Annotated in this window: 1 protein-coding gene and 1 pseudogene; both read right to left on the bottom strand. The window is 71.7% G+C overall.

Annotated elements, in window-relative coordinates; translation table 11 throughout:
* Positions 1-372, bottom strand: a 372-nt coding sequence (locus tag V6V89_RS41360) for a VOC family protein (protein ID WP_334625210.1), incomplete at its 3' end; no start/stop codon positions are given.
* A gap of 56 nt (positions 373-428) precedes the next feature.
* Positions 429-1,493 (bottom strand): annotated as a pseudogene (locus V6V89_RS41355) (hypothetical protein); the annotation flags it as partial.

The following is a 1,493-nucleotide window of genomic DNA, read 5'->3' as shown; positions in this document are numbered from 1 at the left end:
GATGAACTCCAGCAGCGACCCGTCCGGATCGCGGAAGTACACGCTGGTGCCTCGCCCACGCCCGCCGTGACGCGGCACCGGCCCCTCCTCCACCGTCACCCCGTGCGCGCGCAGGTGGTCTACCGCCTCGTCGGCGGTGCCGGGCCAGGTGAAGCACAGGTCGCTGCCGCCGGGCGCCACCGGTGGACGCGCCACCAGGCTGCCGATGTCGAGGCCCGGTCCGTGCACGTTGAGCTGCTGGTCGCCGAACCGGTACGCCACCCGACCGTCCGGGTGCTCGACCACCTCGGCGCCGAGCACGTCCCGGTAGAACGCCGTCGACCGGTCCCAGTCGCTGACCGCGATCACGCAATGGTCGATCCGCACCGCCATGCCGATCACCCTATCCGGGGCAGCGGCTGGCACACCCATTCCCGTGAGCGGGGGAGCTAGGGCCTGGTGGGGATGGCGACGGCTTCGCCGGGCGCTCGCGCCGCCGGAGCCGCGTCGACAGCGGCTTGGCGCGGCGCGGGGACCGGGTGCCGGTCGTTCTTCGCCGTCGCCAGGGCCATGCCGACCAGGGCCAGCGGGAGGGCCGGCACGGCGTACCGGGGCTCCATCACCGACGTCGCGACCGTGATCGGGATCATGGCGAATGCCGTGACGGCCCAGTATGTCGAGTCGACCGTCTGCCGCCAGTCGTGCCGGCGAGGCGGTTGCGCGCCGGCGGGCCGCGGCACGAGGTCGCGCAGGTGGGCGTTGACCACGAGGGTGCCGGAGACCACGCCGGTCTGCCGGCGACGGCGCCGTCGCCACACGAACGCCGCGGCACAGAAGAGCGGTGTGACGCCGATCATCGTCGGCGGGACGGTCGCGACCTGGGAGTACCGGTGCAGCGGTGCCATCAACGGATGCTCGTGCCGGCCCGAGCGCATCGTCGCCTTGTGGGCCGCTGGATCCCACGGTGCCATCAGTGCCTGGCAGTGGTGGGTGTCCCCGGTGCGGGGCATGCGCCAGAGGCGGTCGAAGCACCGGTACCGCTCGTCCGGCGCGCCACCCGGCCGTAGCATCAGCCAGGTCTCCACGGCGATCGTCCGCCCGTAGTCGATCGGCTGCGCACGGATCGCCTTGTTCGCGAACGACTCGAAGCGGGCGTCGTTCGCCCGTCCCGGAAATTTGGTGTTGGGGCCGTTGGACCACAGGTACAGGTCCACCGGCTTCCGCTGGCCGAGCGGCTCCGGCGGGCACAGCGGCCGCTCCGCCTCGGTGAGCGTGAGCCGGTCACAGTCGACGAACGTGGACACCCGCGCCCACAGGAACCGTCCACTGTAGCTACTCAGCGAGAAGTCGCCGTGGTGATGGTTATTCAGCGTCGCGTATCCGGTGAGTGGCAGGGCAGCCGCCATGGCGAATGTCGCCACCCGCACCGCGCCGAGCCGTTTCACCAGCAGATACAGCACGGCGATGCCTATCAGCGGCAGCCCGACGGTGCGGGTGGTCGTCGCGGCCGCGAG

This window comes from Micromonospora sp. CPCC 206061, assembly GCF_036906915.1.
GTDB lineage: Bacteria > Actinomycetota > Actinomycetes > Mycobacteriales > Micromonosporaceae > Phytohabitans.
Note: the sequence above shows the minus strand (reverse complement) of the source record. Positions and strands in the feature narration are given on the sequence as shown.